This is a genomic window from Streptomyces sp. S07_1.15 (assembly GCF_020739505.1).
Lineage (GTDB): Bacteria > Actinomycetota > Actinomycetes > Streptomycetales > Streptomycetaceae > Streptomyces > Streptomyces xinghaiensis.
In genome coordinates this window covers 1,923,008-1,948,574 of record NZ_JAJBZK010000001.1, presented here as the reverse complement: position 1 = coordinate 1,948,574, position 25,567 = coordinate 1,923,008, and the positions used below count along the sequence as shown (strand labels likewise).

Below are 25,567 nucleotides of genomic sequence, written 5' to 3'. Positions count from 1 at the left end.
CCGACCGACGATTTCACCCTGACGGCAGAACGGCTCAAGGCGACGAATGCCCCAGCACACCTCCGGGTCTGACCGCGCGGCAGTGCCACCCGCCGCCCGCGGCAGCGTGCGCCCCGCCGCCCCCTCGTCGCTCGACGAGCTCTGGCGGTCGTACAAGGACACGGCTGACAGCCGGCTGCGGGAACAGCTGATCCTGCACTACTCGCCCCTGGTGAAGTACGTGGCCGGGCGGGTGAGCGTGGGTCTGCCGCCCAACGTCGACCAGGCCGACTTCGTGTCCTCCGGCGTCTTCGGGCTCATCGACGCCATCGAGAAGTTCGACCCCGGGCGGTCCATCAAGTTCGAGACCTATGCGATCACCCGTATCCGCGGAGCGATGATCGACGAACTGCGCGCGCTGGACTGGATCCCCCGCTCGGTGCGGCAGAAGGCCCGAGCCGTCGAACGGGCCTACGCCACGCTGGAGGCCGCCCTGCGGCGTACCCCCACCGAGGCCGAGGTCGCCGAGGAGATGGGGATCTCCCCGGAGGAGCTGCATCAGGTCTTCAGCCAGCTCTCCCTGGCCAATGTGGTGGCCCTGGAGGAGCTGCTGCACGCCGGCGGTGAGGGCGGCGACCGGCTCAGCCTGATGGACAAACTGGAGGACACCGCGGCGGACGACCCCGAGGAGGTCGCCGAGGACCGCGAGCTGCGGAGGCTGCTGGCCCGGGCCATCAACACCCTCCCGGAGCGGGAGAAGACCGTGGTCACCCTCTACTACTACGAAGGGCTGACCCTCGCCGAGATCGGCCAGGTCCTCGGCGTCACGGAGAGCCGGGTGAGCCAGATCCACACCAAGTCCGTTCTCCAACTACGGGCCAAACTGGCCGACGTCGGGCGCTGACCCCCGCCCGCGGAGGGCTCTCCTGCCCGGGCGCTCGCCGTCGGCGGGCGCTCCTCCGTAGAGTGGACGGGTGCCAAGGATTCGAGCGGCCTCCGTGGCCGAGCACCGGACCATGCAGCGCGGCGCCCTGCTCGACGCCGCCCGATCCCTGTTGTCCGAGGGCGGAACGGAGGCGCTGACCTTCCCCGCCCTCGCCGAGCGCACCGGACTGGCGCGCTCCTCCGTCTATGAGTACTTCCGCTCCAGGGCGGCCGTCGTCGAGGAGCTGTGCGCTGTCGACTTCCCGGTGTGGGCCGCGGAGGTCGAGGCGGCCATGGCCGTGGCCGGCGCGCCCGAGGAGAAGATCGAGGCCTATGTGCGGCGGCAACTGGCCCTGGCCGGGGACCGGCGCCACCGGGCGGTGGTGGCCATCTCCGCCGGTGAGCTGGACGCCGGGGCGCGGGAGAAGATCCGTGCCGCGCACGGAGGCCTGATCGCGCTCGTCGTCGAGACCCTCGGCCACCTCGGACACCGGCAGCCACGGCTCGCGGCCATGCTTCTGCAGGGAGTCGTGGACGCGGCCGTCCGCCGGACCGAACTCGGGGCGGCGGAGAGCCCGGAGGAGATCACCGAGGCTGCGGTGGCCATGGCGCTGCGGGGCGTGCGGGGCGGCTGACCCGCGTCCCACCGCACCGGGCTCACCGCACCGCACCGCACCGCCGCGACGCCCGCCCCGGCTCCCGGCCGTCGACCGGCCACCGCCCGCCCGGTGTTCAGGCACCGGGCTCGGGTACGCCGAAGACCGGCAGCAGGCGGGACGGGGCGCCGCGCAGTATCCAGCCCGGCAGCAGCGACAGCGGATCCAGATACTCCTCTCCGCGCAGCAGGCCCCAGTGGAGGCAGGCGGTCGGGCAGTGGAACGGCCCCCGGTCCAGCACTCCGACCCGCTGTCCGGCCGCCACCCGGTCCCCCTTCTCCACCTCCGCCGTCACCGGCTGGTAGGTGATACGGAGCGGGGGCTCGCCCGTACCGTCCAGTTCCACCGACACCACGCCGCGGCCCGCGACGACACCCGCGAACGAGACCCGGCCCGGCGCCGCGGCGCGTACCGTCCGGCCCGGGCGGGAGGCCACGTCCACCCCGCGGTGCCCGGCCGCGTACCGCGAGGGCGGTGGCTGCCAGGCCCTCAGGACCTCCGGCCGCCGGCCGGCCGCGCGGGCGGCGCCGTCCGTTCCGCCGACCGGCCAGGCACGGGGGCCGCGGGTGAGGCCCCGGGCCGTCCGCGGTCCGGCTCGCCGGCCCGTCCCGCCGTCGTCCGGGCGGGGCCGGGCGTCCGGGCGGCCCGTGGCGGGCCCGCTCGCTTCCCCGCCCGCTTCCCCGGCCGCCTCCCGGCCCGCCTCCGCGGCGGCGAGGGACGGCGGCGCGGTGGCGGCGCCCGTGCCGGGACCGGGACCGGGCGGCCGGGACACGAGCAGCCATACCGCGAGCAGCGCACAGGCCACCGCCGGCCCGCAGCGCGCCCGGCGGCCGGGGGCCGTGGCCGCGCGCCATTCCGTGCTCCGGGCGACCACCCGGAAGCGTTCTCCTCTTCGGTGCCGCCGCCCGGTCCGTGCCCGGTGCGGCCCGCGTCCCGCCGCTTCGTTCCTCCGCATGGGGCGACGGTCCCGCATCCGCCGGCCACCGCGCGGATCTTGGCCGCAACCTGTGGATTACCGGCCGGTTGTGGACAACTCGGTGCCGCACCCCGGGGCCCGCGTTCCGCCTCCGGACCGGTCCTGTCCGTGTCGTCCGGGGGTGCGGCCGTCCCGTACACTTCTGGTGGCGATCCGGGTGACCGGATCGACTTCGCACGCCCCGCCACCGTCGCGTCAGACCTCTCAGGCAGCGCGGTGGCCGCGTCCCTCGGTCCTCGGAAGAACCTCTTCCGCGGCACGGCGCGCCGGGGCGTCAGGCACGGCGGCCGCCCGGCCGCGGTGGAACCGAGAATGTCAAGGAGTACGGCCATGGCCGTCGTCACGATGCGGGAGCTGCTGGAGAGCGGCGTCCACTTCGGGCACCAGACCCGTCGCTGGAACCCGAAGATGAAGCGTTTCATCTTCACCGAGCGCAACGGCATCTACATCATCGACCTGCTCCAGTCGCTGTCGTACATCGACCGCGCCTACGAGTTCGTCAAGGAGACCGTCGCGCACGGCGGTTCCATCATGTTCGTCGGTACCAAGAAGCAGGCGCAGGAAGCCATCGCGGAGCAGGCGACCCGCGTCGGCATGCCGTATGTCAACCAGCGCTGGCTGGGCGGCATGCTGACCAACTTCTCGACCGTCTACAAGCGTCTGCAGCGCCTCAAGGAGCTCGAGCAGATCGACTTCGAGGACGTGGCCGCCTCCGGCCTCACCAAGAAGGAACTGCTCGTCCTCTCCCGCGAGAAGGCGAAGCTGGAGAAGACCCTCGGCGGTATCCGCGAGATGCAGAAGGTGCCCAGCGCCGTCTGGATCGTGGACACCAAGAAGGAGCACATCGCCGTCGGCGAGGCGCGCAAGCTCAACATCCCGGTGGTCGCGATCCTCGACACCAACTGCGACCCGGACGAGGTCGACTACAAGATCCCGGGCAACGACGACGCGATCCGCTCCGTCACCCTGCTCACCCGCGTGATCGCCGACGCCGCCGCCGAGGGCCTCATCGCCCGCTCCGGCGCGGCCACCGGCGACCAGAAGCCGGGCGAGAAGGCCGGCGAGCCGCTGGCCGAGTGGGAGCGCGACCTCCTCGAGGGCGGCGACAAGAAGGCTGCCGAGCAGCCGGCCGCCGCCGAGGCCGAGAAGCCGGCCGAGGCCCCCGCCGCCGAGGCCGAGAAGCCGGCCGAGGCCCCCGCGGCTGAGGCGCCGGCCGCCGAGGCGCCCGCCGAGGCCCCGGCCGCGGAAGCCGAGAAGGCCTGACCTCAGCGTCACGGCTGACGACGGCGGGGGCCCGGTGCCCCCGCCGTCCACCCGTAGATCCGATCGATCGACTTTCGAGAAGAGATTGACAGACCATGGCGAACTTCACCGCCGCTGACGTCAAGAAGCTCCGTGAGCTCACCGGCGCCGGCATGATGGACTGCAAGAAGGCGCTGGACGAGGCCGAGGGCAACGTCGACAAGGCCGTCGAGATCCTGCGCGTCAAGGGCCAGAAGGGCGTGGCCAAGCGTGAGGGCCGCAGCGCCGAGAACGGCGCCGTCGTCTCCCTCATCGCGGACGACAGCAAGTCCGGCGTCCTGCTGGAGCTGAAGTGCGAGACCGACTTCGTCGCCAAGGGTGACAAGTTCCTCGCCGCAGCCAACGCGCTGGCCGCCCATGTCGCCAAGACCTCCCCGGCCGATCTGGAGGCCCTGCTGGCCTCGGAGATCGAGTCGGGCAAGACCGTCCAGGCATATGTGGACGAAGCCAACGCCACCCTCGGCGAGAAGATCGTCCTGGACCGGTACGCGCAGTTCGAGGGCGGCTATGTCGCCACGTACATGCACCGCACCAGCCCGGACCTCCCGCCGCAGGTCGGCGTGCTCGTCGAGCTCGAGCAGGAGAACGCCGAGGTGGCCAAGGACATCGCGCAGCACATCGCCGCGTTCGGTCCGAAGTACCTCTCCCGCGACCAGATCCCGGCCGAGGCGGTCGAGAACGAGCGTCGCGTCGCCGAGGCCACGGCGCGCGAGGAGGGCAAGCCCGAGGGCGCCCTGCCGAAGATCGTCGAGGGCCGGGTGAACGGCTTCTTCAAGGAGAACTGCCTCCTCGACCAGGCGTTCGCCAAGGACAACAAGAAGACCGTCCAGAAGGTGCTGGACGAGGCCGGTGTCACGCTGAAGCGCTTCGCCCGCATCCGCGTCGGCGCCTGAGTCCGGTCAGCGACAGCGGAAAGCGCCCGCCGCCGCTAAGGTCGGGGGCAGCCGGCCGACGGCGTGCCGGACGGCCGCAGAGGTGACGAGGAGGCCATTGCCGCAGAGGGATCGAGCAGACCCCGCACGGCAGTGGCCTTCTTCGTCTGTGCACGAGGAGATCTCCATGAATCAGGACGCCGACAAGGCCGGTAAACCCGATCACGGTCCCCAGCGGGGCCGGTTTCTGCTGAAGCTGTCCGGCGAGGCCTTCGCCGGCGGGGGCGGCCTCGGCGTCGACCCGGACGTCGTGCACAAGATGGCACGGGAGATCGCCGCCGTCGTCCGGGACGGCGCCGAGATCGCGATCGTCATCGGCGGCGGCAACTTCTTCCGGGGCGCCGAGCTCCAGCAGCGCGGTATGGACCGGGCCCGCTCCGACTACATGGGCATGCTGGGCACGGTCATGAACTGCCTCGCGCTCCAGGACTTCCTGGAGAAGGAGGGAATAGACTCCCGCGTCCAGACCGCCATCACGATGGGCCAGGTCGCGGAGCCGTACATCCCGCTCCGGGCGGTGCGGCACCTGGAGAAGGGACGCGTCGTCATCTTCGGCGCCGGCATGGGGATGCCGTACTTCTCCACCGACACCACCGCCGCCCAGCGCGCGCTGGAAATCGACGCGCAGGCCCTGCTGATGGGCAAGAACGGCGTCGACGGGGTGTACGACTCGGACCCGCGGAAGAACCCCGACGCGGTGAAGTTCGACGCCCTCGAGTACAGCGAGGTCATCACCCGCGGCCTCAAGGTCGCCGACGCCACCGCCATCACCCTGTGCATGGACAACAAGCTGCCGATTCTCGTCTTCGAACTTCTCGCCGAAGGCAATATCGCGCGTGCGGTGAAGGGTGAGAAGATCGGCACGCTGGTGAGCGACCAAGCGACCAGGGCCTGACCCGGGAGGTCCGGCCCGATACGGGGATGGACAACAGCCTGCCGGTCGGACACCGTGCAGGAGTAGACGCGCGCAGGGGCGAGGCTCTGCTTACTGATAACACCAGGAGCAAGTGGTGATCGAAGAGACCCTCCTCGAAGCCGAGGAGAAGATGGAGAAGGCCGTCGTGGTCGCCAAGGAGGACTTCGCCGCGATCCGCACCGGCCGTGCGCACCCGGCGATGTTCAACAAGATCGTGGCGGACTACTACGGGGCGATGACGCCGATCAACCAGCTGGCGTCGTTCTCGGTCCCGGAGCCGCGGATGGCCGTGGTGACCCCGTTCGACAAGAGCGCGCTGCGCAACATCGAGCAGGCGATCCGCGACTCCGACCTCGGGGTCAACCCGAGCAACGACGGCAGCATCATCCGCGTGGTGTTCCCCGAGCTGACGCAGGAGCGCCGCAAGGAGTACATCAAGGTCGCCAAGCACAAGGCCGAGGACGCGAAGATCTCGATCCGCAGCGTCCGGCGCAAGGCCAAGGAGACCATCGACAAGTTCATCAAGGACGGTGAGGTCGGCGAGGACGAGGGCCGCCGCGCCGAGAAGGAGCTCGACGACACCACCGCGAAGTACGTGGCGCAGGTGGACGAGCTGCTCAAGCACAAGGAAGCCGAGCTGCTCGAGGTCTGATGAACGACTCTTCCCGGGGCGCCCCGCCGCACGCCGGCTACGGGGGACCGCCCGGTCAGGGGCCCGTGCGGCCTCCCGCGGCGGGTCCCCCGCACGGGGCGGACGATGCGGCGCAGACTCGGCCCATGCCCATCGTGCCCCCCGCAGGCGGCGACCAGGACGACCGCGACGGACACGACCGGGGGGCCGCTCACCCGAGCGGCCCCCCGGTCCACGCGCACCGCCCGGCCGGAGCCCATCCGTCCCCCGCGACGCCGCCCCGCAAGCGCGCGGGCCGCGACCTGCGGGCCGCGATCGGCGTGGGGGTCGGCCTCGGCGCGGTGATCCTCGCCTCGCTGTTCTTCGTCAAGGACGTCTTCGTCGGGGTGATCGCGGCCGCGGTCGTGGTCGGCCTCTGGGAGCTGACCTCCCGGCTGCGCGAGCAGAAGGGCATCCGCGCGCCACTGGTGCCGCTGGCCCTCGGCGGCGTCGCCATGGTCGTCGCGGGATACCTGCGGGGCCCGGAGGGCGCCTGGGTCGCCATGGCGCTCACCGCGCTCGCCGTCCTGGCCTGGCGGATGACGGACGCCCCGGAGAACTACCTCCGTGACGTCACGGCCGCTCTCTTCGCCGCCTTCTACGTGCCGTTCCTCGCCACCTTCGTGGCGCTGATGCTGGCCGCCGGCGACGGCGCCTGGTGGGTGCTGGTCTTCCTGGTGCTCACCGTGGTCAGCGACACCGGCGCCTACGCCGTCGGCTGGCGCTTCGGCACGCACAAGCTCGCGCCGCGCATCAGCCCCGGCAAGACGCGCGAGGGACTGCTCGGGGCGGTCGGCTTCTCCATGGTGGCCGGCGCGCTGTGCCTGGAGTTCCTCATCGACGGGGGCAGTTGGTGGGAGGGCCTGCTGCTGGGCCTGGCGGTCGCGGGCAGCGCCACCCTGGGCGACCTCGGCGAGTCCATGATCAAGCGGGACCTCGGGATCAAGGACATGGGCACGCTGCTCCCCGGCCACGGCGGGATCATGGACCGCCTGGACTCGCTGCTGCCCACCGCTCCGGTGGCGTGGCTGCTGCTGGTGGTCTTCACCGGCGCGGGCTGAGTCCTCCGGCGCACGCCAGGCCCCTGCCGCAGCGGTTCGGCAGGGGCCTGGGCGCGTCTCCGGCAGCGGACCGCGGCCGGGTGACGGGAGCCTCGTCCGCGGGGCGCCGGGGGACCGTCCGGCGTCTGCGACACTGGAGGAATCATGCCTAAGCCCGGAGAACTCACTTTTGCCGTGCCGCGCGGGGCCAAGAAGCCGCCGCGGCATCTTGCCGACCTCACCCCCGCCGAGCGCCGTGACGCGGTGGCGGCCATCGGCGAGAAGCCGTTCCGGGCCGGCCAGGTCTCGCGTCACTACTTCGCCCGGTACGCCGACGACCCGGCGGCCTGGACGGACATCCCCGCGGCGGCCCGTGAGAAGCTCGCGGCCGAACTGCTGCCCGAACTCATGACCGTCGTGCGGCACATCAGCTGCGACGACGACACCACCCGCAAGACGCTGTGGCGGCTCTTCGACGGCACGCTCGTCGAGTCGGTCCTGATGCGCTACCCGGACCGGGTCACCATGTGCGTCTCCTCGCAAGCCGGCTGCGGGATGAACTGCCCCTTCTGCGCCACCGGCCAGGCCGGTCTCGACCGCAATCTGTCGACCGCCGAGATCGTGCACCAGATCGTGGACGGCATGCGGGCGCTGCGGGACGGCGACATCCCCGGCGGGCCGGCCCGGCTGTCGAACATCGTCTTCATGGGGATGGGCGAGCCGCTCGCCAACTACAACCGCGTCGTCGGCGCCATCCGGCGGCTCACCGACCCCGAGCCGGACGGCCTCGGGCTCTCGCAGCGCGGCATCACCGTCTCCACCGTCGGTCTCGTCCCGGCGATGCTGCGCTTCGCCGACGAGGGCTTCAGCTGCCGGCTCGCGGTCTCGCTGCACGCCCCGGACGACGAGCTCCGCGACACCCTCGTGCCGGTCAACACCCGGTGGAAGGTGCGCGAAGTGCTCGACGCCGCCTGGGAGTACGCCGAGAAGTCCGGCCGCCGGGTCTCCATCGAGTACGCGCTGATCCGCGACATCAACGACCAGGCCTGGCGCGGCGATCTGCTCGGCCGGCTGCTCAAGGGCCGCCGCGTGCACGTCAACCTCATCCCGCTCAACCCCACGCCCGGCTCGAAGTGGACCGCCTCGCGGCCCGAGGACGAGAAGGCGTTCGTGGCCGCGCTGGAGGCCCACCGGGTGCCGGTGACCGTCCGGGACACCCGGGGCCAGGAGATCGACGGCGCATGCGGTCAGCTGGCCGCCGCGGAGCGCTGATATCGTCGTTTTCGAACGTCTATTCCGACAGGGGAGCGCACAGCGCTGAGAGTGCGGCAGCAGCCGCAGACCCTCGAACCTGAACCGGGTCATACCGGCGTAGGGAGTTCGGTCACCACTCGACAAGCTGTCGTGCCCTGCCCGCTTCAGGGGAGGCACCACTCATGACCACGCACCTCCGCGGACGGTCCGCCGCCGCGCTGCTCGTCACCGCGCTGGGCATCACCTCGCTCGCCGCGTGCGGCGGCTCCGGTGATCCCGCCGGGAAGGACGGCGGCGAGACCGCGGCCGTCACCCTGGTCACCCATGACTCGTTCGCCGTCTCCGACGACGTGCTGAAGGAGTTCACCGAGCAGACCGGCCGCAAGGTCGAGATCCTGCGCGGCGGCGACGCCGGCACGACCGTCAACCAGGCCGTGCTGTCCAAGGGCAACCCGCAGGGCGACGTCCTCTTCGGCGTCGACAACACCCTGCTCTCGCGCGCCCTCGACCACGGGATCTTCACGCCGTACGAGGCCAGGGGCCTGGAGAAGGTACCGGAGGAACTCCGGCTCGACCGGGCGAAGCACCGGGTCACGCCCGTCGACTACGGCGACATCTGCGTCAACTACGACCGCGGCTGGTTCGAGAAGAAGCGGCTGGCGCCGCCGGAGACCTTCGCCGACCTGGTCGAACCCGCCTACAAGGACCTGCTGGTCACCGAGAACGCCGCCACCTCCTCGCCGGGGCTGGGCTTCCTCCTCGCCACCGCGGCCGAGTACGGCGACGACGGCTGGCAGGACTACTGGAAGAAGCTCAAGGCCAACGGCGTCGAGGTGGTCGACGGCTGGGAGCAGGCCTACAACGACCGCTTCTCCGGCTCCGGCGGCGGCAAGGGCAAGGGCGACAAGCCCCTCGTCGTCTCCTACGCCTCCAGCCCGCCCGCCGAGGTGCTGGGGCAGGACCCGCTGCCCGAGGAGGGGCCGACGGGGGTGGCGAAGGGCACCTGCTTCCGGCAGACCGAGTTCGCCGGGCTGCTGGACGGCGCCGAGAACCCCGAGGGCGGCAAGGAACTCCTGGACTTCCTGCTGAGCGAGACCTTCCAGGAGGACGTGCCGCTGCAGATGTTCGTCCACCCCGCCCGGACGGACGTCAAGCTGCCGGAGGTCTTCACCCGGTACGGGGCGACGATCGAGAAGCCCGCTTCCCTGGCCCCGGAGAAGATCGCCGAGAACCGTGAGCGGTGGGTCAAGGCATGGTCCCAGCTCGTTCCGAGGTGACCGCCGGGGCGGAGCCGGCCCCGGCTGCGCCCCCGTCGCCGTCCGCACCGCCTCCGCCCGCTCCGCCGTCACCGGCGGGGCGGCGGCCGGGCGGGCGGCCGGGCCGCGGCTCCGGCACCGTGGTCCGGCTCGCGCTGATGGCCGTTCCGGCGGCCTTCTTCGCCCTGTTCTTCGTCCACCCGGTGGCCGCGATCGTGGCCCGGGGGCTGCGCGACGGGGGGCGGTGGCGGTTCGGGCGGGCCGGCACGGTGCTGACGGACCCGCTCGTCCTGGACGTGCTCTGGTTCACCGCGTGGCAGGCGGCGGCGTCCACGGCGCTGACCGTGGCCGTCGCGCTGCCGGGCGCCTATGTCTTCGCCCGCCTCGACTTCCCCGGCAAGCGGCTGCTGCGGGCGCTGGTGGTGGTGCCGTTCGTCCTGCCCACCGTCGTGGCCGGCTCGGCCTTCCTGGCGCTGCTGGGACGCGGCGGACTGCTGGACGAGCTGTGGGGCGTCCGGCTGGACACCACGGTGTGGGCGATCCTGCTCGCCCATGTGTTCTTCAACTACGCGGTCGTGGTGCGGACGGTCGGCGGCTTGTGGGCCCAGCTCGACCCCCGCCAGGAGGAGGCCGCGCGGATGCTCGGCGCGAGCCGCCTCACCGCCTGGCGCCGGATCACCCTGCCGGCGCTGGCGCCCGCCGTTGCCGCCGCGGCGCTGATGGTCTTCCTCTTCACCTTCACCTCCTTCGGGGTGGTCCAGATCCTCGGCGGTCCGCGCTACTCGACCCTGGAGGTCGAGATCTACCGGCAGACCGCACAACTGCTCGACCTGCCGACGGCAGCCGTGCTGACGCTGCTGCAGTTCTGCGCCGTCGGCGGCCTGCTCCTGCTGCACGCCCGGACGGTGCGGCGGCGCGAGAGCGCGCTGCGGCTGGTCGACCCCGCGCACACCTCCCGCCGTCCCCGCGGCGCCGGCCAGTGGGCCATGCTGGGCTCCACGGTCACGGTCGTCGCGCTGCTGCTCCTGCTGCCGCTGGGGGTGCTCGTCGAGCGCTCGCTGGACGCACCGGACGGCTACGGCTTCGCCTTCTACCGGGCGCTGGGGTCCGAGGAGGGCGGGACGTTCACCGTGGCGCCGCTGGAGGCGGTGGGCAACTCCCTGGCGTTCGCGGCCGTGGCCACCCTGATCGCCCTGGTGGTCGGCGGTCTGGCCGCGGCGGCCCTGACCCGGCGGGCCGGAAGACTCGTACGGGGGTTCGACGCGCTGCTGATGCTGCCGCTGGGCACCTCGGCCGTGACGGTCGGCTTCGGCTTCCTCCTCGCGCTCGACGAGCCGCCCCTGGACCTGCGGTCCGCCTGGATCCTGGTGCCGCTGGCGCAGGCCCTGGTCGGCGTGCCGTTCGTCGTCCGCACCATGCTGCCCGTCCTGCGCGCGGTCGATCCGCGGCTGCGCGAGGCGGCCGCCGTGCTGGGAGCCTCCCCGCTGCGCGCCTGGCGCGAGGTGGACCTGCCGCTGGTGCGGCGGGCGCTGCTCGTCGCCGCGGGCTTCGCCTTCGCCGTCTCGCTCGGCGAGTTCGGCGCCACCGTCTTCATCGCCCGTGCCGACACCCTCACCCTTCCGGTCGCCGTGGCCCGGCTGCTGGGCCGGGCCGGCGCACTGCCGTACGGGCAGGCGATGGCGCTCAGCACGATCCTGATGCTCGTCTGCGCGGTGTCCCTGCTGCTGCTCGAACGCGTCCGCACCGACCGCTCCGGCTCCGGGGAGTTCTGACATGCCCTCCGACACCACTCCGGGCACGGCCCCCGGCACCGCCCCCGGCTCTCCTCCCGGCACCGGGGAGGCCCCCGCCGGCCCCGGCGATACCTCCGCCGCCCGGCCCGCCCTGCTGCGGCTCGACGGGGTGACCGTCCGCTTCGGCGACCGCGCGGTGCTCGACGCGGTGGACCTGGAGGTCCCCGAGCAGCGGACGGTCTGCGTGCTCGGGCCGAGCGGCAGCGGCAAGTCCACCCTGCTGCGCGTGGTGGCCGGGCTGCAGCGGCCGGACGCGGGCCGGGTGACCCTCGCCGGCCGCGACCGGACGGGGGTGCCCGCGCACCGGCGCGGCGTCGGACTGATGTTCCAGGACCACCAGCTCTTCCCGCAGCGGGATGTCGGCGGCAACGTCGCCTTCGGCCTGCGCATGCGCAAGGTGCCGCGCGCCGAGACCGAACGCCGCGTCGCCGGTCTCCTCGACCTCGTCGGGCTGCCCGACGCCGGGCGGCGCGCGGTGTCCTCGCTGTCCGGCGGCGAGCAGCAGCGGGTGGCGCTGGCGCGCGCCCTCGCCCCGGAACCGCAGCTCCTGATGCTGGACGAACCGCTGGGCCAGCTCGACCGGACGCTCCGCGAGCGGCTGGTCGTCGAACTCCGCGAGCTGTTCCGGCGGCTGGGGACGACCGTGCTGGCGGTCACCCACGACCAGAGCGAGGCCTTCGCCCTCGCCGACCGGGTGGTCGTGATGCGGGAGGGCCGTGTCGCCCAGACCGGCACGCCCCTGGAGGTCTGGCGCCGGCCAGCCTCGGAGTTCGTCGCCCGCTTCCTCGGCTTCGACAACGTGATCGAAGGGCTGGTGCGCGACGGGACCGCCGACACCCCCTGGGGCCGGCTGCCGGTGGAGCCGGGCTCCGCCCGGGGCACGCGTCGGCTGCTCGTCCGCCCCACCGGGGTCCGGCTGGTGCCGGCCGCCGACGGCCTGCGCTGCACCGTCGCGGCCCGTACCTTCCGCGGCGACCGGGTCTCCCTGCTGCTCCGCCCCGGGACCGGGCCGCTCCTGGAGGCGTCCTGCGCCCTGCGCGACGCCCCGGAGACCGGTACGGAGGTGGGCGCGGCGTTCGCCGCCGAGGACGTGGTGGTGCTGGCCGCGGGAGAGTAGCCCCGCGGCCGGGGTGTCAGGCGAGCAGCGGCAGGGTGGCCAGCGTGGCGACGGTCCAGCTCACCGGGGCCACCACGGCGGCCATCACGACGGCGCGGAGGACGGCCGCGCGGCGCAGCAGGGCGGCCGGGGCCCCGGCGTGCCGCAGCGCCTCGGTGGTGCCGGCCCGCTCGGCCCGCGACTCCAGGGCCGTGATCACCACGGTCAGCGCCACGCACGCCACCACCAGCGCGGCTCCGAGGGCGAGAAGCGGTCCGAACGAGGCGACGGCGGCCGGGCCGGGGCCGCCGTACAGCCGGTCCGCCGCGAGGACGCCGGTGGCCACCGCGCACAGCACACCGAGCGGGCGGCCGATCCGTTCCGCCTCCGCCTGCAGGAACCGGCCCGCCAGCAGCCGCAGCGCGCCGGGCCGGCCCGCGGCCAGCAGCCGCCCGGCCAGCTGCGTCAGCCCGGGGAGCGCCGTCACCAGGCCGACCGCGACCAGGGCCCACCCGGCGACCGCGCCCGGCGGGATGCCGTCCGGGCGCCCCGGCAGCGGAGGACCGCCGCCCGGGGGGCCGGCGGGGCCGGCGTACGACCCCAGCGCCAGCCCGGCCGTCAGCAGGGCGACGCCCCAGGGCAGCTCGCGCAGCGCGGTGCCCGGCGTGTACGGATTCCCTCCCGCGGACCACGGCACGGCCGGACCGTGACCCGCGTCCTGGCGCCGGTGCTCCGCGGGCGCCGGGCGGGGGCGCAGCGCGAGCGCGGTCGCGGCGCCCGCCACCGCCGGCACCACGGTCAGCAGGGTCAGCACGGCCGGGAACGGCAGCGGCACGCCGGCGCCCAGCGCCTGCTCCGCACCGGGCACGGCGGGGATGCCGAGGTCTCCGCGGAGCAGCAGGAACACCAGTGCGGCCGCGGCGCCGCCGAGGAGGCAGAAGAGGACTGTGGAGGCGGCGGCCAGCAGTGCCAGACGGGCGGGCCCGTATCCGGCCGCGTACAGGTTCTGCCGGGGCCCGGTGCCGTGATCGGCGCGGGCGGCGGCGACGGCCAGCTGCACGGACGCCGCGAGCGGCAGCGCGCACCACAGCAGCCGGACGGCGGAGGAGCCGGCACCCGCCGGGAGTGCGGCCGCCTGGCCCAGGCTGCTGAGCAGCAGGAAGCCCGTACCGGCGGAGGCCGCCGCGACCGCCAGCCGGCGCGCCTGGACGGCCGGGCGGGCGCCGCGGGCTAGACGGAGAGCGAGCACGTCGTTCTTCCCTCGGTGTCGTCGTTGCCGCCGGCCGGGCCGTTCCCGGCGCCGCTGTCGCGGTCGGCGGGCGGGTCGGCGGGCCGGCCGTCGAGCAGCGCGAACCGGCGGTCCGCGTGGGCGGCGACCCCGGGGTCGTGGGTGGCCAGGACGACCGTGATCTCGTGCGAGCGGGCCGCCGTGGTGAGGATGCGCAGCACCGAGGCCCTGTCCGCGCTGTGCAGCCGGGCCGTCGGGTCGTCGGCGAACAGCACCGACGGCTGGGCGGTCAGGGCGCGGGCGACGGCCACCCGCTGCCGCTGTGCCTGCGTCAGGGACGCCGGGCGGCCGCGGGCGCAGTCGCCGGCGTCGAGCCGGTCCAGCCAGCCGAGGGCCGCCGTCCGGGCGGCGCGCGGGGCCGTGCCGCGCAGCAGCAGCGGCAGCGCGGCGTTCTCCCAGCCGGTGAGCTCCGGTACGAGCTGCGGCTCGGTGCCGATCCAGCCGAAGCTCTCGCGGCGCAGCCGCTCGCGCGCGACCGCGCCTAGGGGGTGCACGGGGGAGCTGCGGAACCACACCTGGCCGCTGTCCGGCACGAGACGCCCGGAGAGGCACTCCAGCAGGGTCGTCTTGCCGCTGCCCCGGGGCCCGGTGACGGCGAGGACCTCGCCCTCCCGGACCGCGAGGGAGACCCCGGCGAGCACGGGTGTGCCGCTGGTCGCGTAGTGCAGGGCGTGTGCCCGGAGAACGTCGTTGTCCGGCGGGGCCACCATGGCGAGCACCTCGGCTTGTGTGAGCGGTGCGGCCTCCGTCCCGGCGTGAGGGCGGGAGACCGGTCGGTGCCTGGAACGGTAAGGAGTCGAGGGCCGCGGCACCTCACCGGGGGTGGGATATGCGCCCGTTTTTCGTCCGATCGGATGGACGGCCGCGCGGATGGTCCCGCCACCGGCACGGCACCGGGGCGTGCCGCGGAGGCAGGTCACCGGGCCCCGGACGGGGCGGCCCCCTGCTGCGATGTCCGCCGCAGCGTTTAGGGTGGGTGTCTCACCCATTGGACACCGACAGGGAGGGGTGGCACGTGACCACCGAACTGCGTCGTCTGCGCAACTACATCGGCGGGGAGTTCCGGGACGCCGCCGACGGCCGGACCACCGACGTGGTCAACCCGGCCACCGGCGAGGTGTACGCCACCGCTCCGCTGTCCGGCGCCGCCGACGTCGACGCCGCCATGGCCGCCGCCGAGGCCGCCTTCCCGGCCTGGCGGGACCTCGTACCCGCGGACCGGCAGAAGGCCCTGCTCAAGATCGCCGACGCGATGGAGGAGCGCGCCGAGGAGCTGATCGAGGCCGAGTGCCGGGACACCGGCAAGCCGCTCGGGCTCACCCGTTCCGAGGAGATCCCGCCGATGATCGACCAGGTCCGCTTCTTCGCGGGCGCGGCGCGGATGCTGGAGGGGCGCTCGGGCGGCGAGTACATGGAGGGGCTGACCTCCTTCGTCCGCCGGGAGCCGGTCGGGGTCTGCGCGCAGGTCGCGCCGTGGAACTACCCGATGATGATGGCGGTCTGGAAGTTCGCCCCGGCGCTCGCCGCGGGCAACACGGTCGTCCTCAAGCCTTCCGACACCACCCCCGCGTCGACGGTGCTGCTCGCCGAGATCCTCGGCTCCGTCCTCCCGAAGGGCGTCTTCAACGTCGTCTGCGGCGACCGCGACACCGGCCGGCTGATGGTCGAGCACCCGGTGCCCGCGATGGCGTCCATCACCGGCTCGGTCCGGGCCGGCACGGAGGTCGCCGCCAGCGCCGCCAAGGACGTCAAGCGGGTCCACCTGGAGCTGGGCGGCAAGGCCCCCGTCGTCGTCTTCGAGGACGCCGACCTGGCCAAGGCCGTCGAGGGCATCACCGAGGCGGGCTTCTTCAACGCCGGCCAGGACTGCACCGCCGCGACCCGCGTCCTCGTCCACGAGTCCGTGCACGACGAGTTCGTCGCCGCCCTTGCCAAGGCCGCCGCGGACACGAAGACCGGGCAGCCGGACGACGAGGACATCCTCTACGGCGCGCTCAACAACGCCGACCAGCTCGCGAAGGTGAGCGGCTTCATCGAGCGCCTCCCCGCGCACGCCAAGGTCGAGACCGGCGGCCGCCGGGTCGGCGAGCGGGGCTACTTCTACGCCCCGACCGTCGTCTCCGGCCTGAAGCAGGACGACGAGATCGTCCAGAACGAGGTCTTCGGCCCGGTCATCACCGTCCAGCCCTTCACGGACGAGCAGCAGGCGCTGGAGTACGCGAACGGTGTCGAGTACGCCCTCGCCTCCTCGGTCTGGACGAAGGACCACGGCCGGGCCATGCGGATGTCCAGGGCCCTGGACTTCGGCTGCGTGTGGATCAACACGCACATCCCGCTGGTCGCCGAGATGCCGCACGGCGGCTTCAAGAAGTCCGGCTACGGCAAGGACCTGTCGGCCTACGGCTTCGACGACTACACCCGGATCAAGCACGTCATGACGTCGCTGGACGGCTGAGCCGCGGCACGCCGGCGGCGCCACCGGACGCACCGGGGCGGCCCCGGGCCACCACCGTGGCCCGGGGGTGCCGGTCTGTCCGGGGCGCGCCGGGCCCGCCGATAATCGGTTTTGTCCCGGCGCCGCCGTCCGTAGGGTCCGGCGCATGCCCGATACCGCTCCGCCGCCCCGGCTGCCCCGCCTCACCTTCCACGGCCCGCTCTCCGAGGCGCGCGCCGCGCGGCTCGTCGAGCGACTCGGCCGGCACCGCCCCGCGACCGTCCTCGACATCGGCTGCGGCTGGGGCGAGTTGATGCTGCGCGTGCTCGGCGCCGTGCCCGGAGCCACCGGGACCGGCCTGGACATCAACGCGGAGGATCTGGCCCGGGGCCGGGAGAACGCCCGTACCCGGGGACTGGCCGGCCGGGTGGCGTTCCTAGCGGAGTCCGCGGCCGGGACCGCCCGCGGGCCGGCCGATCTCGTGCTGTGCACCGGCGCCGGCCACGCCCTCACCGGGGACGCGGAGCCGTCCGGAGCCGCCGCCACCGCCGCCGCCCTCCGCGCGCTGCGCCGGCTGGTCGCTCCCGGCGGGCGCGTGCTCTTCGGGGAGGGCTACTGGGAGCGCCCGCCCACGGACGGCGAGCTGGCCGCCATGTGGCCCGGCGCCTCCGCCGACGACCACCACGACCTCGCGGGGCTGGTCGGGGCCGCGGTCGGTGCCGGGTTCCGCCCCGAGTGGATCGAGACGGCGAACGGGGACGAATGGGAGGAGTTCGAGTCCGGCTACCGGGCCGGCACGGAGACCTGGCTCGCCGCGCACCCGGACCACCCGCTCGCCGCCGGGACGCGCGAGCGCGTGGACCGGCAGCGCGCCTCCTGGCTGACCGGTTACCGCGGTGTCCTCGGCATGGCCTACCTCACCCTGGTGCCCACCGGCTGACGGTGTGCCGCCCGGCCCGGACGTCTCCCGGCGGGGGCGTCAGACGCGCCCGCAGGAGTACAGGACCAGGAACAGCACGGCCGTGCCGGCCAGGCTGATGAGCAGCGAGCCGAGGCATCCGCTCCGGTTCGAGAAGAAGACGAACATGCCTGATCCCATCCCATCCTGTGCGCCACCGCGGTGCGCTCCGGCCCGTCGGCGGCCGGCCCGCCCGTGTGCCCCGGCGAGTACCCGTCGCCGGCGGCCGCAGTCCTGAGCGGCCCCCCGGGGTGCCGCGACGGCCGGGGACCGTGAGAGGACTCATCAGGCCCTCGCAGCCTCCGCGGCGCACTCGGGTCCGTGTCCTGTCCTCCGTGCGTATCGTTGTCCTTCCCGGCCACGCCGTGAGGAGTGTGGCGGGGAGGAGCGGCACAGTGACCATCGAGCTGACCGACAGGATCGAGATGGCCGACAGCGACGAGCTCAGCCTCGACGAGATGTTCGAGCTGCTGGAGCGGATGCCCGTCCCCGAGGGCTACAAGGCAGAGATCGTCGAGGGGGCCATCCAGATGTCGCCACAGCGGGACGCGCACTGGGAGATCATCCGCTGGATCGTCCGCATGCTGGAGGACCGGTTCGGGATGCATGTCAAGGTCAAGTCCGATGTACGGATCGACTTTCCGGGCGGCCGCAACGGCTTCGCGCCGGACGTCGTCAAGCTCTCGGACGAGGCACGGCAGGACGCGAAGCGGCGCTGGAGCTTCCGCGACATCGAGTTCGTGGCCGAGGTGATCTCCCGGGACACGCGGGAGAACGACTACGGCAAGAAGAAGCGGACCTACGCCCGCGCAGGGGTCCCGGTGTACGTCATCGCGGATCCGTACACCGGCAAGTGCCATGCCTACGGCCGCCCCGAGGGCGAGGAGTACGAGAGCGAGCTCACCGTGGACTTCGGCGAGAAGCTCGACCTCTCCCCGCTCGGGACGGACTGGACGCTGGAAACCGACCAGTTCCCGCGGGACTGAGAGAAACGGGAGAGCGAGTGGCGGCGGGGCGGCCCGGCGCGCTGCCGGAGCCCGGCGCGCGGGCCGGCGGGCGGCGCTACCGGCGCAGCCACTCCGCCGTGTAGGCGTCGATCTCCGCGGCCAGCTTCGCCTTCCCCGCCGGGTCGAGGAAGGACGCCTCGACCGCGTTCCTGGCGAGGCCGGCGAGGCCCGGTTCGTCGAGGTCGAGCAGGCGGGCGGCGACGCCGTACTCGGTGTTGAGGTCGGTGCCGAACATGGGCGGGTCGTCACTGTTGACGGTGACCAGGACTCCCGCCGCCACCATGTCCTTCAGGGGGTGCTGGTCGAGGTCGGTGACCGCGCGGGTGGCGATGTTGGAGGTCGGGCAGACCTCCAGGGGGATGCGGTGTTCGGCCAGGTGTTCCAGCAGCCGGGGGTCCTGCGTCGCGCTCGTGCCGTGGCCGATGCGCTCGGCGCGCAGGTCGTTCAGGGCGTCCCAGATGGTCTGCGGGCCCGTGGTCTCGCCCGCGTGCGGGACGCTGCGCAGCCCGGCCGCGATGGCCCGGTCGAAGTACGGCTTGAACTGGGGCCGGGGCACACCGATCTCCGGTCCGCCGAGCCCGAACGACACCAGCCCCTCGCACTGCTGCTCGACCGCGATCCGGGTGGTCTCCTCGGCCGCTTCCAGGCCCGCCTCGCCGGGGATGTCGAAGCACCAGCGCAGCATCACGCCGAGCTCGGCCTCGGCCGCCTTGCGGGCGTCCTCTATGGCCTCGACGAACTCGGCGTCGGGGATGCCCCGGCGGGTCGAGCTGAACGGGGTGACGGTCAGTTCGGCGTACCGGATGTTCTGCCGGGACATGTCGCGGGCGACCTCGTAGGTCAGCAGCCGGACGTCCTGGGCGTCGCGGATGAGGTCCACGACCGAGAGGTAGACCTCGATGAAGTGGGCGAAGTCGCGGAAGACGAAGTAGTCGGCCAGCGCCTCGGGGTCGGTGGGCACCGGGGAGTCCGGGTGCCGGGAGGCCAGGGCGGACACGATGCGCGGCGAGGCGGAGCCGACGTGGTGGACGTGCAGCTCGGCCTTGGGCAGTCCCGCGATGAAGGGCTGCAGATCGGTCATCGGTCCTCCTGGGTACGGCCGGGCGGCGGGCGCTCCGGGGTGGCCGGAGCAGCATCATCGTAGGCGCGGGCGGGGACAGCGCCGCCCGGCGGCCCTGCCGCCCGCCCGCGGCCCGCGGACCGCACGGGCACCCGACTCGTCCGGTCCGGCCCGGAAGGCGGCCTTCCGGGGCTTGTACCGGATTCTTTGCGGCCATCCGCCCCTCTTTGCGGTGATTCGGCGCACCGGCGGGTGTGACGATTGGCGGCTCCCGCTCTCTCCTCAACCGTCACGTCATCACATGGGGACACGAGGAGGCGCTCTGCATGCGCGACACCGGGGCGGACGACGGCGCGGTCGAGTGGCTGGTCTCGGCGGCCCCCGACCCGGCGGCGTGCCGCCTGGAGTGGGAGCGGAACCCGCTCGGAGTGGTGCTGCTGCCCGCGGGAGGCCGCTGGGACGTCCTGATCCTTCCGGGGCAGCTGGGTTTCCCGGCGCTGGAGGTGCTTCGCCGCCGTATCGACCGGCCCGGCCCGGTGCTGGCCGACTTCGGCGACGAGCGGACGGGCTTCTTCGTCCCGCCGGGCACCGCCGAGCGCTGGGTCGGCACGGGGATGCGCGCCGCGGGCCGCGGCACCTGGATCGTCGTGCCCTATCCGGGGGTGGCGACGGGCGGTGTGCGCTGGGTGGTGCCGCCCGACGGGGCCGGAACGCTCAACGACCCGGTGCTGCTGGAGCTGGCGCTGCACGAGGCCGCCGCCGGACTGGCCCGCGGGGACGGCCGGTGAGCGCGCCGGCGAGGGCCCACAGCAGCGGGACGGACAGCAGCCAGCTGCCCAGGACGTCCAGCGGCCAGTGGTATCCGCGTACCACCAGCCCCGCACCGACGGCCAGGTTCAGCAGCAGCGCGCCGGCCGTCAGGGCGCGGCGGGCCGCCGTCCGGCGGAGATGCGGCAGGAGCAGCAGGGTCGCGGCGCCGTAGGCCACGGCTGCCGTCGCCGTGTGGCCCGAGGGGTAGAAGCCCTCGCCCGCGGCGAGCGGCAGTCCGTCCGGGCCCGGCCGGGCCGTCCACGCCTTGAGCGGGAGGACGAGCGCGGGAACGGCGGCCAGCGCGGCCGCCGCCGCGAGTGGTGGCAGCCACGGGCGCCGCGCGCCGGGCGCGTACGCCTCTCCCCGCGCCTTCCCGTCCGCCCCTCCGCACGCCCTCGCCGACGTCCCCGCGCGCTTCCGCCGCTCCGACCGGGCCCGGCGCCGGCCGAGGAGGACGGTGGCGACGGCGGCCGGCGCCAGGACGGCGGCGGCGACGGGCAGATGGCCGAGGTCCGCCGCGAATTCCGCGGCGGTGTCCCCCGGACCCCCGCCGCCCGGCCGGGCCAGGATCGCGCCGGCGCGCTCGTCCAGCGTCCGCAGCGGGCCGCCGGCCGCCACCTGCCGGGTGACCGCGGCGAAGAGCAGCGCGGGCAGAAGGAGGGGGAGCAGGGCGCGGGGCGCCGGGAGCGCCGGAAGGTGCCGGAACGGCGGAGGCGGCCGCTCCGGAACAGGGGGGTTGTTCCGGAGCGGCCGCGACGACCGGTGTGCCGCGCGCCCCGGGGGGTTTGGGGCGGGCGGCCGTCCGACCGGTGGAGAATCCCGGAGCCCGAGGCTCCGGTGTGCGCGAGGGCACGGCCGGTCCGGTGCTGGGGAGGCGCCGACCCGGCGCCGTCCGCGACGATCCGCGGACGGGGTGTTTCTCTCATCTGCGGACGACCGTACGGCACCGGGAGGCGGCCGGACAGCCGGATCACCCGTCCGCCATGGGCTCCGCACACATTCTTCACGGAAGCGGACTGTAGCCGCAGGTAACACCCCTGGTGGAGCCCGGTCCGGTGCCGCGGCGCCGGCTCAGAGGCCGGCGAGCGCCCCTTCGAGGATGTCCAGGCCCTCGTTCAGCAGCTCCTCGCCGATCACCAGCGGCGGCAGGAAGCGCATGACGTTGCCGTAGGTGCCGGTGGTCAGCACCAGCAGGCCCTCGCTGTGGCAGGCCTTGGCGAGCGCGGCGGTCGTGTCCGGGGCCGGCTCCTTGGAGCCGGGGCGCACCAGTTCGATGGCGAGCATCGCGCCCCGGCCGCGCACGTCGCCGATCACCTCGTACTTCTCCCGCAGTTCGAGGAGGCGCGGCTTCATGACCTCCTCGATGCGCCGCGCCTTGGCGTTGAGGTCCAGCTCGCGCATGGTCTCGATCGCGCCGAGCGCCGCCGCGCAGGCGACCGGGTTGCCGCCGTAGGTGCCGCCGAGGCCGCCGCTGTGCGCCGCGTCCATGATCTCGGCACGGCCGGTGACGGCCGACAGCGGCAGGCCGCCCGCGATGCCCTTGGCGGTGGTGATCAGGTCCGGCACGATGCCCTCGTCCTCGCAGGCGAACCACTGGCCGGTGCGGCAGAAGCCGGACTGGATCTCGTCCGCGACGAACACGATGCCGTTGGCCTTCGCGAACTCGGCGATCCGCGGCAGGAAGCCCTTCGCCGGCTCGATGAAACCGCCTTCGCCGAGCAGGGGCTCGATGACGATCGCGGCGACGTTCTCGGCCCCGATCTGCTTGCTGATCATGTCGATGGCCTGGGCGGACGCCTCCTCGGCACAGCGCTCGGGACCGGTGAGCCAGCGGTACGGGTAGGCCACCGGCACCCGGTACACCTCGGGGGCGAACGGGCCGAAGGAGTGCTTGTACGGCATGTTCTTGGCGGTCAGCGCCATCGTGAGGTTGGTGCGGCCGTGGTAGCCGTGGTCGAAGACGACGACGGCCTGGCGCCGGGTGTACGCGCGGGCGATCTTCACCGCGTTCTCCACCGCCTCCGCGCCGGAGTTGAAGAGCGCCGACTTCTTGGCGTGGGCACCGGGCGTCAGTTCGGCCAGCTTCTCGCAGACCTCCACATAGCCCTCGTACGGCGTCACCATGAAGCAGGAGTGGGTGAACGCGGCGAGCTGGGCGGAGGCCCGGCGCACCACGGCCTCGGCGCTGTTGCCGACCGAGGTCACCGCGATGCCGGAGCCGAAGTCGATCAGCGAGTTGCCGTCCACGTCCTCGACGACGCCGCCGCCGGCACGGGTGGTGAAGACGGGCAGCACGGAGCCGACGCCCGCGGCGACGGCGGCGCTCCGGCGGGCCTGGAGCTCCTGGGACTTGGGGCCGGGGATGGCGGTGACGACGCGGCGCTCCTGCGGGAGCGAGGGGCCTCCGGTGGTCGCGGTCATGGTGATCTCCTCTGGTCCGTGGCGGCGCGGTGCGGGCGCCGCGCCCCTGCGTGCGGCCGGCGGGGGACGCCCTCCGCGGGGGTGCGGCAAGTCCGGCGGAATGCCCGGATCGGGCACGTACTCCGCAGGCTAGGGGCGGGCGGCGGTCCGGGGCATGCTCCGATCGGTAGCGCTGCGCGTGTCCCGTTGTCCGCGGCGGCACCTTCGCGGCGGGGCGCCGCCGCGGGACGGGGCGGCACGGGACGGGGGAGGCGCCGCCGCGGGCAGGCGGGGGCGCGCCCGGGGCCGGGGCGCGGTGTGGGGCACTAGATTGAACGGGTAGGAACAGCAGGCCGGTTGGCGGGGCAGGGGGCGAGAGGCGGCAGATGGACACCGAAGGCGCACACGACGGCCGTCGGGGCACCGGGCACCCGGGAGCGGTACCGCCTCCCGCCGGCCCGCCCGCACCGCCGCCCCCGCAGCCGCCGTCCGGTTTCCCGGCCCCCGTGCCGTCCCCGCGCCCGGTGGAGGGGTCCGGCGCCGGAGCCCCGTCCGCCTCGGGCCCGTATCCCGGGAGCCCGCCCGTGCCGCCCGCGCCCGCGGGGATGCCGGCGGCCGCGCCGGGCGGCGGACCGAACAGCGGCCACACCGGCCTCATCCCCCACGCCGGTGATGGTGCCGGGGGCGGCTCCGGAGCGGCACCGGGCGGTCCGGCCGCGCCGTTCCTCGACTGGGTGCGCGCCCCCCGCCCGGAGGCCCCGCCCGGCATCTGGCGCCACGGCCACCGGCCCCGGCCGCCGGAGGAGCCCGAGCGGATCCCGGGCCGCTCCCTGCTCAGCGGCGCCCTGATCTCGTTCCTCTGCGGCTGGCTCATCTGGTCGCTGTGCTGGAACGGCTATCTCGGCGACTACTGGCTCTGGCCGCTGCTGCTGTTCACCCCCGACTCCTGGCGCGAGGCGGGCGGCAACCACCTGGCGTACGTCTGGGCCGCGTACCTCTACTACGGCCTGTTCGCCGCCGGGCTCGTCGTGGTGTTCGGGCGGCTCGGCCGCTGGCCGGAGCTGTACCGCCGCTGGGCCGCCCCGCTGCTGCGCCGGCTGTGGGACGACGGCGACCGGCAGGCCCCGCCGCCCCCGCCGGAGGCCGACCCCGCCGAGTGGCCCGAACTCCGCTCCGGCGGCGCCCCGGACGCCGCCGGCCGGCTGGCCGCCGAGGCCCGCGCCGGCCGGCTCACCGACGTGGACTACGCCCGCATCCGCCGCGCCTGGACCGGTGTGCGCGGCCGGCCGGAGCGGCTGCCCGCCTTCACCGACACCGTGCTGCGGCACGGTGCCGCCGCCTGCCTCCACCCGTCCGGCGCCCGCGATCTGCCGGTCCGCACCGCCCGCCACGACCTGGCCGCCGGGCAGGTCCGCCTCGGCACCGCCGCCGACGACCGGCGGAACCCCTACCGGCACCGCGGGGCGGGCTTCGCGCTGGCGCCGGAGCTGCTCGCCACCTCGCTGCTCGCCGTCGGCCCGCCCGGCGCCGGGAAGACCGAACGGCTGGTGCGGCCCGTGCTGGAGTCGCTCTGCCTCCAGGCGCTGACCGGCCGGACCGCCGTCGTCGCCGTCGGCGCCTCGGGCGCCCAGCTCGCCCCCGACGGCTTCTTCGACGTCGTCATCCGCATCGGGCGCCCCGACTCGGCCCACGACCTCGACCTCTACGGCGGCACGACCGACCCGGACGAGGCCGCCGGCATCCTCGCCGAGGCCCTCATCGGCGACCTCGCCGCCGCCCGCCCCGGCGGTGGCGCCCGCCGGGCCCCCACGGCGCTGGCCCAGCTGCTCGGTCCCTTCCGGGCCGCCCACGGCCGTTTCCCCTCCGTACCCGAACTCCGCGAACTGCTGGACGGATCGGCGACCGCCCTCGACGCGCTCCGCACCGTCCTGCGGGACACCGGTCAGCTCGCGCAGGCCCGCGAACTCGACGCCCGCGAACGGCAGTCCGGGCGCGCCGACGACGCCTGCGCCCTGCTCGCCGACCGGCTGGCGCTGCTCGACCGGCCCGCCTTCGCGCACTTCTTCGCCACCGGCGAGGGGAGCCGCCCCTTCTCGCTGCGCTCCCTCGACCATCCGCTGCGGGTCCGCATCGACCTCCCCGAACGCGGCCACGCCGAGGCCTCCCGCATCCTGGCGCGGCTGGTGCTCGCCCAGTTCACCGAGTGCGCCGTGGGCCGCGCCGACCGGTCGCTCTTCGCCTGCCTGGTCCTCCACGACGCCTCCGACACCATCACCGCCGAGGCGCTCCGCGGCATCCAGCGGCTGCGCTCCGCCAACGCCGGGGCCCTGCTCACCCTGCGCACCCTCGACGACGTGCCCGAGGCGCTGCGCAGCACCCTGCTGGGCACCGTCGGCTGCCGGATGGCCTTCGCCGGGGTGACCACCTGGGACGGCGCGCGCTTCGCCGAGGTGTGGGGCAAGGAGTGGGTGGAGGCGCGCGATGTCACCAACCGGCAGATCATCACCGACGAACCGCTCACCCGGGTCGTGCACGTCATCCGGCGGCTGGTCACCGGACGGGCCGTCACCAGCGAGTCGGTGACCGTCCGGCAGGTGGAGCGGGAGCGCTGGTCGGCCTCCGAGCTGGCGCACTCCCTGCCGCCGGAGCACGCGGTGGTCTCGCTGACCACGGCACGCGGCGAGCACGCCCCGCCGCTCCTGGTGGATCTGCGGAGCTGACCGGCGGGCTGCGCGGCACCTCTCCAATGAGGCAGAATCGGCCCATGCCGTTCATACGGGACGGCCTATTCGGTCCCGCGTCATCCCGCCTCCCGT

Annotated in this window: 22 protein-coding genes and 1 riboswitch; of the genes, 16 read left to right on the top strand and 6 right to left on the bottom strand. The window is 74.1% G+C overall.

The genetic code is table 11. The features are described 5' to 3' along the window. The first annotated feature begins 46 nt into the window (after positions 1 to 46). Both whiG and LIX60_RS08165 read left to right on the top strand, forming a co-directional pair. Positions 47 to 883, top strand: coding sequence for an RNA polymerase sigma factor WhiG (gene whiG / locus LIX60_RS08170; RefSeq protein ID WP_043469511.1), 837 nt, complete (start codon positions 47 to 49; stop codon positions 881 to 883). 112 nt (positions 884 to 995) lie between these two features. Continuing rightward, positions 996 to 1,538, top strand: a complete 543-nt coding sequence (locus LIX60_RS08165) for a TetR/AcrR family transcriptional regulator (RefSeq protein WP_227962670.1) — start codon at positions 996 to 998, stop codon at positions 1,536 to 1,538. A gap of 97 nt (positions 1,539 to 1,635) precedes the next feature. Here the strand turns inward: LIX60_RS08165 and LIX60_RS08160 are convergent, their stop codons facing one another. After that, a complete protein-coding gene (locus tag LIX60_RS08160) occupies positions 1,636 to 2,433 on the bottom strand; it encodes a M23 family metallopeptidase (protein WP_227957870.1) in 798 nt (265 codons plus the stop codon). Between the two features lie 432 nt (positions 2,434 to 2,865). Between LIX60_RS08160 and rpsB the strand changes: the two genes are divergently transcribed. The 9 genes from rpsB (at position 2,866) to LIX60_RS08115 (ending at position 12,815) form a co-directional block, all read left to right on the top strand. Next, on the top strand, positions 2,866 to 3,798 hold the full coding sequence (rpsB, locus tag LIX60_RS08155; RefSeq protein ID WP_227957869.1) for a 30S ribosomal protein S2: 933 nt from the start codon (positions 2,866 to 2,868) through the stop codon (positions 3,796 to 3,798). A 95-nt stretch (positions 3,799 to 3,893) separates the two neighbouring features. Then, a complete protein-coding gene (gene tsf, locus LIX60_RS08150; protein WP_227957868.1) occupies positions 3,894 to 4,730 on the top strand; it encodes a translation elongation factor Ts in 837 nt (278 codons plus the stop codon). A gap of 166 nt (positions 4,731 to 4,896) precedes the next feature. Beyond that, positions 4,897 to 5,664 (top strand): UMP kinase, encoded by a 768-nt coding sequence (gene pyrH, locus LIX60_RS08145; RefSeq protein WP_019709819.1) that lies wholly within the window; start codon positions 4,897 to 4,899, stop codon positions 5,662 to 5,664. Positions 5,665 to 5,779: 115 nt separating this feature from the next. Then, the gene (gene frr / locus LIX60_RS08140; protein ID WP_019709818.1) at positions 5,780 to 6,337 is read left to right on the top strand and encodes a ribosome recycling factor; all 558 of its coding nucleotides are present in this window, start codon (positions 5,780 to 5,782) and stop codon (positions 6,335 to 6,337) included. Further along, on the top strand, positions 6,337 to 7,416 hold the full coding sequence (locus tag LIX60_RS08135; protein ID WP_227957867.1) for a phosphatidate cytidylyltransferase: 1,080 nt from the start codon (positions 6,337 to 6,339) through the stop codon (positions 7,414 to 7,416). Before frr ends, LIX60_RS08135 begins: the two co-directional genes overlap by 1 nt. 144 nt (positions 7,417 to 7,560) lie before the next feature. After that, positions 7,561 to 8,667: a 23S rRNA (adenine(2503)-C(2))-methyltransferase RlmN gene (gene rlmN, locus LIX60_RS08130; RefSeq protein WP_227957866.1), complete on the top strand. Its 1,107-nt coding sequence runs from the start codon at positions 7,561 to 7,563 to the stop codon at positions 8,665 to 8,667. A gap of 19 nt (positions 8,668 to 8,686) precedes the next feature. Then, a riboswitch (TPP riboswitch) is annotated at positions 8,687 to 8,791 on the top strand. Between the two features lie 40 nt (positions 8,792 to 8,831). After that, a complete protein-coding gene (locus tag LIX60_RS08125; RefSeq protein ID WP_227957865.1) occupies positions 8,832 to 9,926 on the top strand; it encodes a thiamine ABC transporter substrate binding subunit in 1,095 nt (364 codons plus the stop codon). A gap of 137 nt (positions 9,927 to 10,063) precedes the next feature. Further along, positions 10,064 to 11,677: an iron ABC transporter permease gene (locus LIX60_RS08120; protein WP_227957864.1), complete on the top strand. Its 1,614-nt coding sequence runs from the start codon at positions 10,064 to 10,066 to the stop codon at positions 11,675 to 11,677. Between the two features lies 1 nt (position 11,678). Then, the gene (locus LIX60_RS08115) at positions 11,679 to 12,815 is read left to right on the top strand and encodes an ABC transporter ATP-binding protein (RefSeq protein ID WP_227957863.1); all 1,137 of its coding nucleotides are present in this window, start codon (positions 11,679 to 11,681) and stop codon (positions 12,813 to 12,815) included. Between the two features lie 16 nt (positions 12,816 to 12,831). On the opposite strand, the gene LIX60_RS08110 is transcribed toward LIX60_RS08115, so the two are convergent. Together LIX60_RS08110 and LIX60_RS08105 are read right to left on the bottom strand one after the other, a co-directional pair. Then, complete coding sequence (locus tag LIX60_RS08110; protein ID WP_227957862.1) at positions 12,832 to 14,043, bottom strand: hypothetical protein; 1,212 nt, start codon at positions 14,041 to 14,043, stop codon at positions 12,832 to 12,834. Further along, the gene (locus LIX60_RS08105; RefSeq protein WP_227957861.1) at positions 14,025 to 14,792 is read right to left on the bottom strand and encodes an ABC transporter ATP-binding protein; all 768 of its coding nucleotides are present in this window, start codon (positions 14,790 to 14,792) and stop codon (positions 14,025 to 14,027) included. The genes LIX60_RS08110 and LIX60_RS08105 overlap by 19 nt, the downstream gene beginning before the upstream one ends. A gap of 305 nt (positions 14,793 to 15,097) precedes the next feature. Here LIX60_RS08105 and LIX60_RS08100 point away from each other — a divergent pair, with 305 nt between their 5' ends. From LIX60_RS08100 to LIX60_RS08090, 3 genes are all read left to right on the top strand, one after another. Continuing rightward, positions 15,098 to 16,537, top strand: a complete 1,440-nt coding sequence (locus LIX60_RS08100) for a gamma-aminobutyraldehyde dehydrogenase (protein ID WP_227957860.1) — start codon at positions 15,098 to 15,100, stop codon at positions 16,535 to 16,537. A gap of 145 nt (positions 16,538 to 16,682) precedes the next feature. Continuing rightward, on the top strand, positions 16,683 to 17,456 hold the full coding sequence (locus tag LIX60_RS08095) for a cyclopropane-fatty-acyl-phospholipid synthase family protein (protein ID WP_227957859.1): 774 nt from the start codon (positions 16,683 to 16,685) through the stop codon (positions 17,454 to 17,456). A gap of 413 nt (positions 17,457 to 17,869) precedes the next feature. After that, complete coding sequence (locus tag LIX60_RS08090) at positions 17,870 to 18,460, top strand: Uma2 family endonuclease (protein ID WP_227957858.1); 591 nt, start codon at positions 17,870 to 17,872, stop codon at positions 18,458 to 18,460. 76 nt (positions 18,461 to 18,536) lie between these two features. Here the strand turns inward: LIX60_RS08090 and LIX60_RS08085 are convergent, their stop codons facing one another. Beyond that, positions 18,537 to 19,562, bottom strand: a complete 1,026-nt coding sequence (locus tag LIX60_RS08085; RefSeq protein ID WP_227957857.1) for an adenosine deaminase — start codon at positions 19,560 to 19,562, stop codon at positions 18,537 to 18,539. 305 nt (positions 19,563 to 19,867) lie between these two features. Between LIX60_RS08085 and LIX60_RS08080 the strand changes: the two genes are divergently transcribed. Further along, complete coding sequence (locus LIX60_RS08080; RefSeq protein ID WP_227957856.1) at positions 19,868 to 20,329, top strand: hypothetical protein; 462 nt, start codon at positions 19,868 to 19,870, stop codon at positions 20,327 to 20,329. Here LIX60_RS08080 and LIX60_RS08075 read toward each other — a convergent pair. Then, entirely contained in the window at positions 20,256 to 20,969 is a 714-nt protein-coding gene (locus LIX60_RS08075) for a phosphatase PAP2 family protein (RefSeq protein WP_308101115.1), read from the bottom strand. The two genes, LIX60_RS08080 and LIX60_RS08075, sit on opposite strands and share 74 nt — an antisense overlap. A gap of 453 nt (positions 20,970 to 21,422) precedes the next feature. Beyond that, a complete protein-coding gene (gabT, locus tag LIX60_RS08070; RefSeq protein WP_227957855.1) occupies positions 21,423 to 22,772 on the bottom strand; it encodes a 4-aminobutyrate--2-oxoglutarate transaminase in 1,350 nt (449 codons plus the stop codon). 365 nt (positions 22,773 to 23,137) lie between these two features. On the opposite strand from gabT, the gene LIX60_RS08065 reads away from it, so the two are divergent. Then, a complete protein-coding gene (locus LIX60_RS08065; protein ID WP_374117827.1) occupies positions 23,138 to 25,471 on the top strand; it encodes an ATP-binding protein in 2,334 nt (777 codons plus the stop codon). The last annotated feature ends 96 nt before the right edge of the window (positions 25,472 to 25,567 follow it).

Bases quoted from the DNA above. Each gene is read 5' to 3' on its own strand.
- whiG (WP_043469511.1), top strand. From the start codon at position 47: ATGCCCCAGCACACCTCCGGGTCTGACCGCGCGGCAGTGCCACCCGCC.
- LIX60_RS08165 (WP_227962670.1), top strand. From the start codon at position 996: ATGCAGCGCGGCGCCCTGCTCGACGCCGCCCGATCCCTGTTGTCCGAG.
- rpsB (WP_227957869.1), top strand. From the start codon at position 2,866: ATGGCCGTCGTCACGATGCGGGAGCTGCTGGAGAGCGGCGTCCACTTC.
- tsf (WP_227957868.1), top strand. From the start codon at position 3,894: ATGGCGAACTTCACCGCCGCTGACGTCAAGAAGCTCCGTGAGCTCACC.
- pyrH (WP_019709819.1), top strand. From the start codon at position 4,897: ATGAATCAGGACGCCGACAAGGCCGGTAAACCCGATCACGGTCCCCAG.
- LIX60_RS08135 (WP_227957867.1), top strand. From the start codon at position 6,337: ATGAACGACTCTTCCCGGGGCGCCCCGCCGCACGCCGGCTACGGGGGA.
- rlmN (WP_227957866.1), top strand. From the start codon at position 7,561: ATGCCTAAGCCCGGAGAACTCACTTTTGCCGTGCCGCGCGGGGCCAAG.
- LIX60_RS08125 (WP_227957865.1), top strand. From the start codon at position 8,832: ATGACCACGCACCTCCGCGGACGGTCCGCCGCCGCGCTGCTCGTCACC.
- LIX60_RS08120 (WP_227957864.1), top strand. From the start codon at position 10,064: ATGGCCGTTCCGGCGGCCTTCTTCGCCCTGTTCTTCGTCCACCCGGTG.
- LIX60_RS08115 (WP_227957863.1), top strand. From the start codon at position 11,679: ATGCCCTCCGACACCACTCCGGGCACGGCCCCCGGCACCGCCCCCGGC.
- LIX60_RS08105 (WP_227957861.1), bottom strand. From the start codon at position 14,792: ATGGTGGCCCCGCCGGACAACGACGTTCTCCGGGCACACGCCCTGCAC.
- LIX60_RS08095 (WP_227957859.1), top strand. From the start codon at position 16,683: ATGCCCGATACCGCTCCGCCGCCCCGGCTGCCCCGCCTCACCTTCCAC.
- LIX60_RS08085 (WP_227957857.1), bottom strand. From the start codon at position 19,562: ATGACCGATCTGCAGCCCTTCATCGCGGGACTGCCCAAGGCCGAGCTG.
- LIX60_RS08080 (WP_227957856.1), top strand. From the start codon at position 19,868: ATGCGCGACACCGGGGCGGACGACGGCGCGGTCGAGTGGCTGGTCTCG.
- gabT (WP_227957855.1), bottom strand. From the start codon at position 22,772: ATGACCGCGACCACCGGAGGCCCCTCGCTCCCGCAGGAGCGCCGCGTC.
- LIX60_RS08065 (WP_374117827.1), top strand. From the start codon at position 23,138: ATGGACACCGAAGGCGCACACGACGGCCGTCGGGGCACCGGGCACCCG.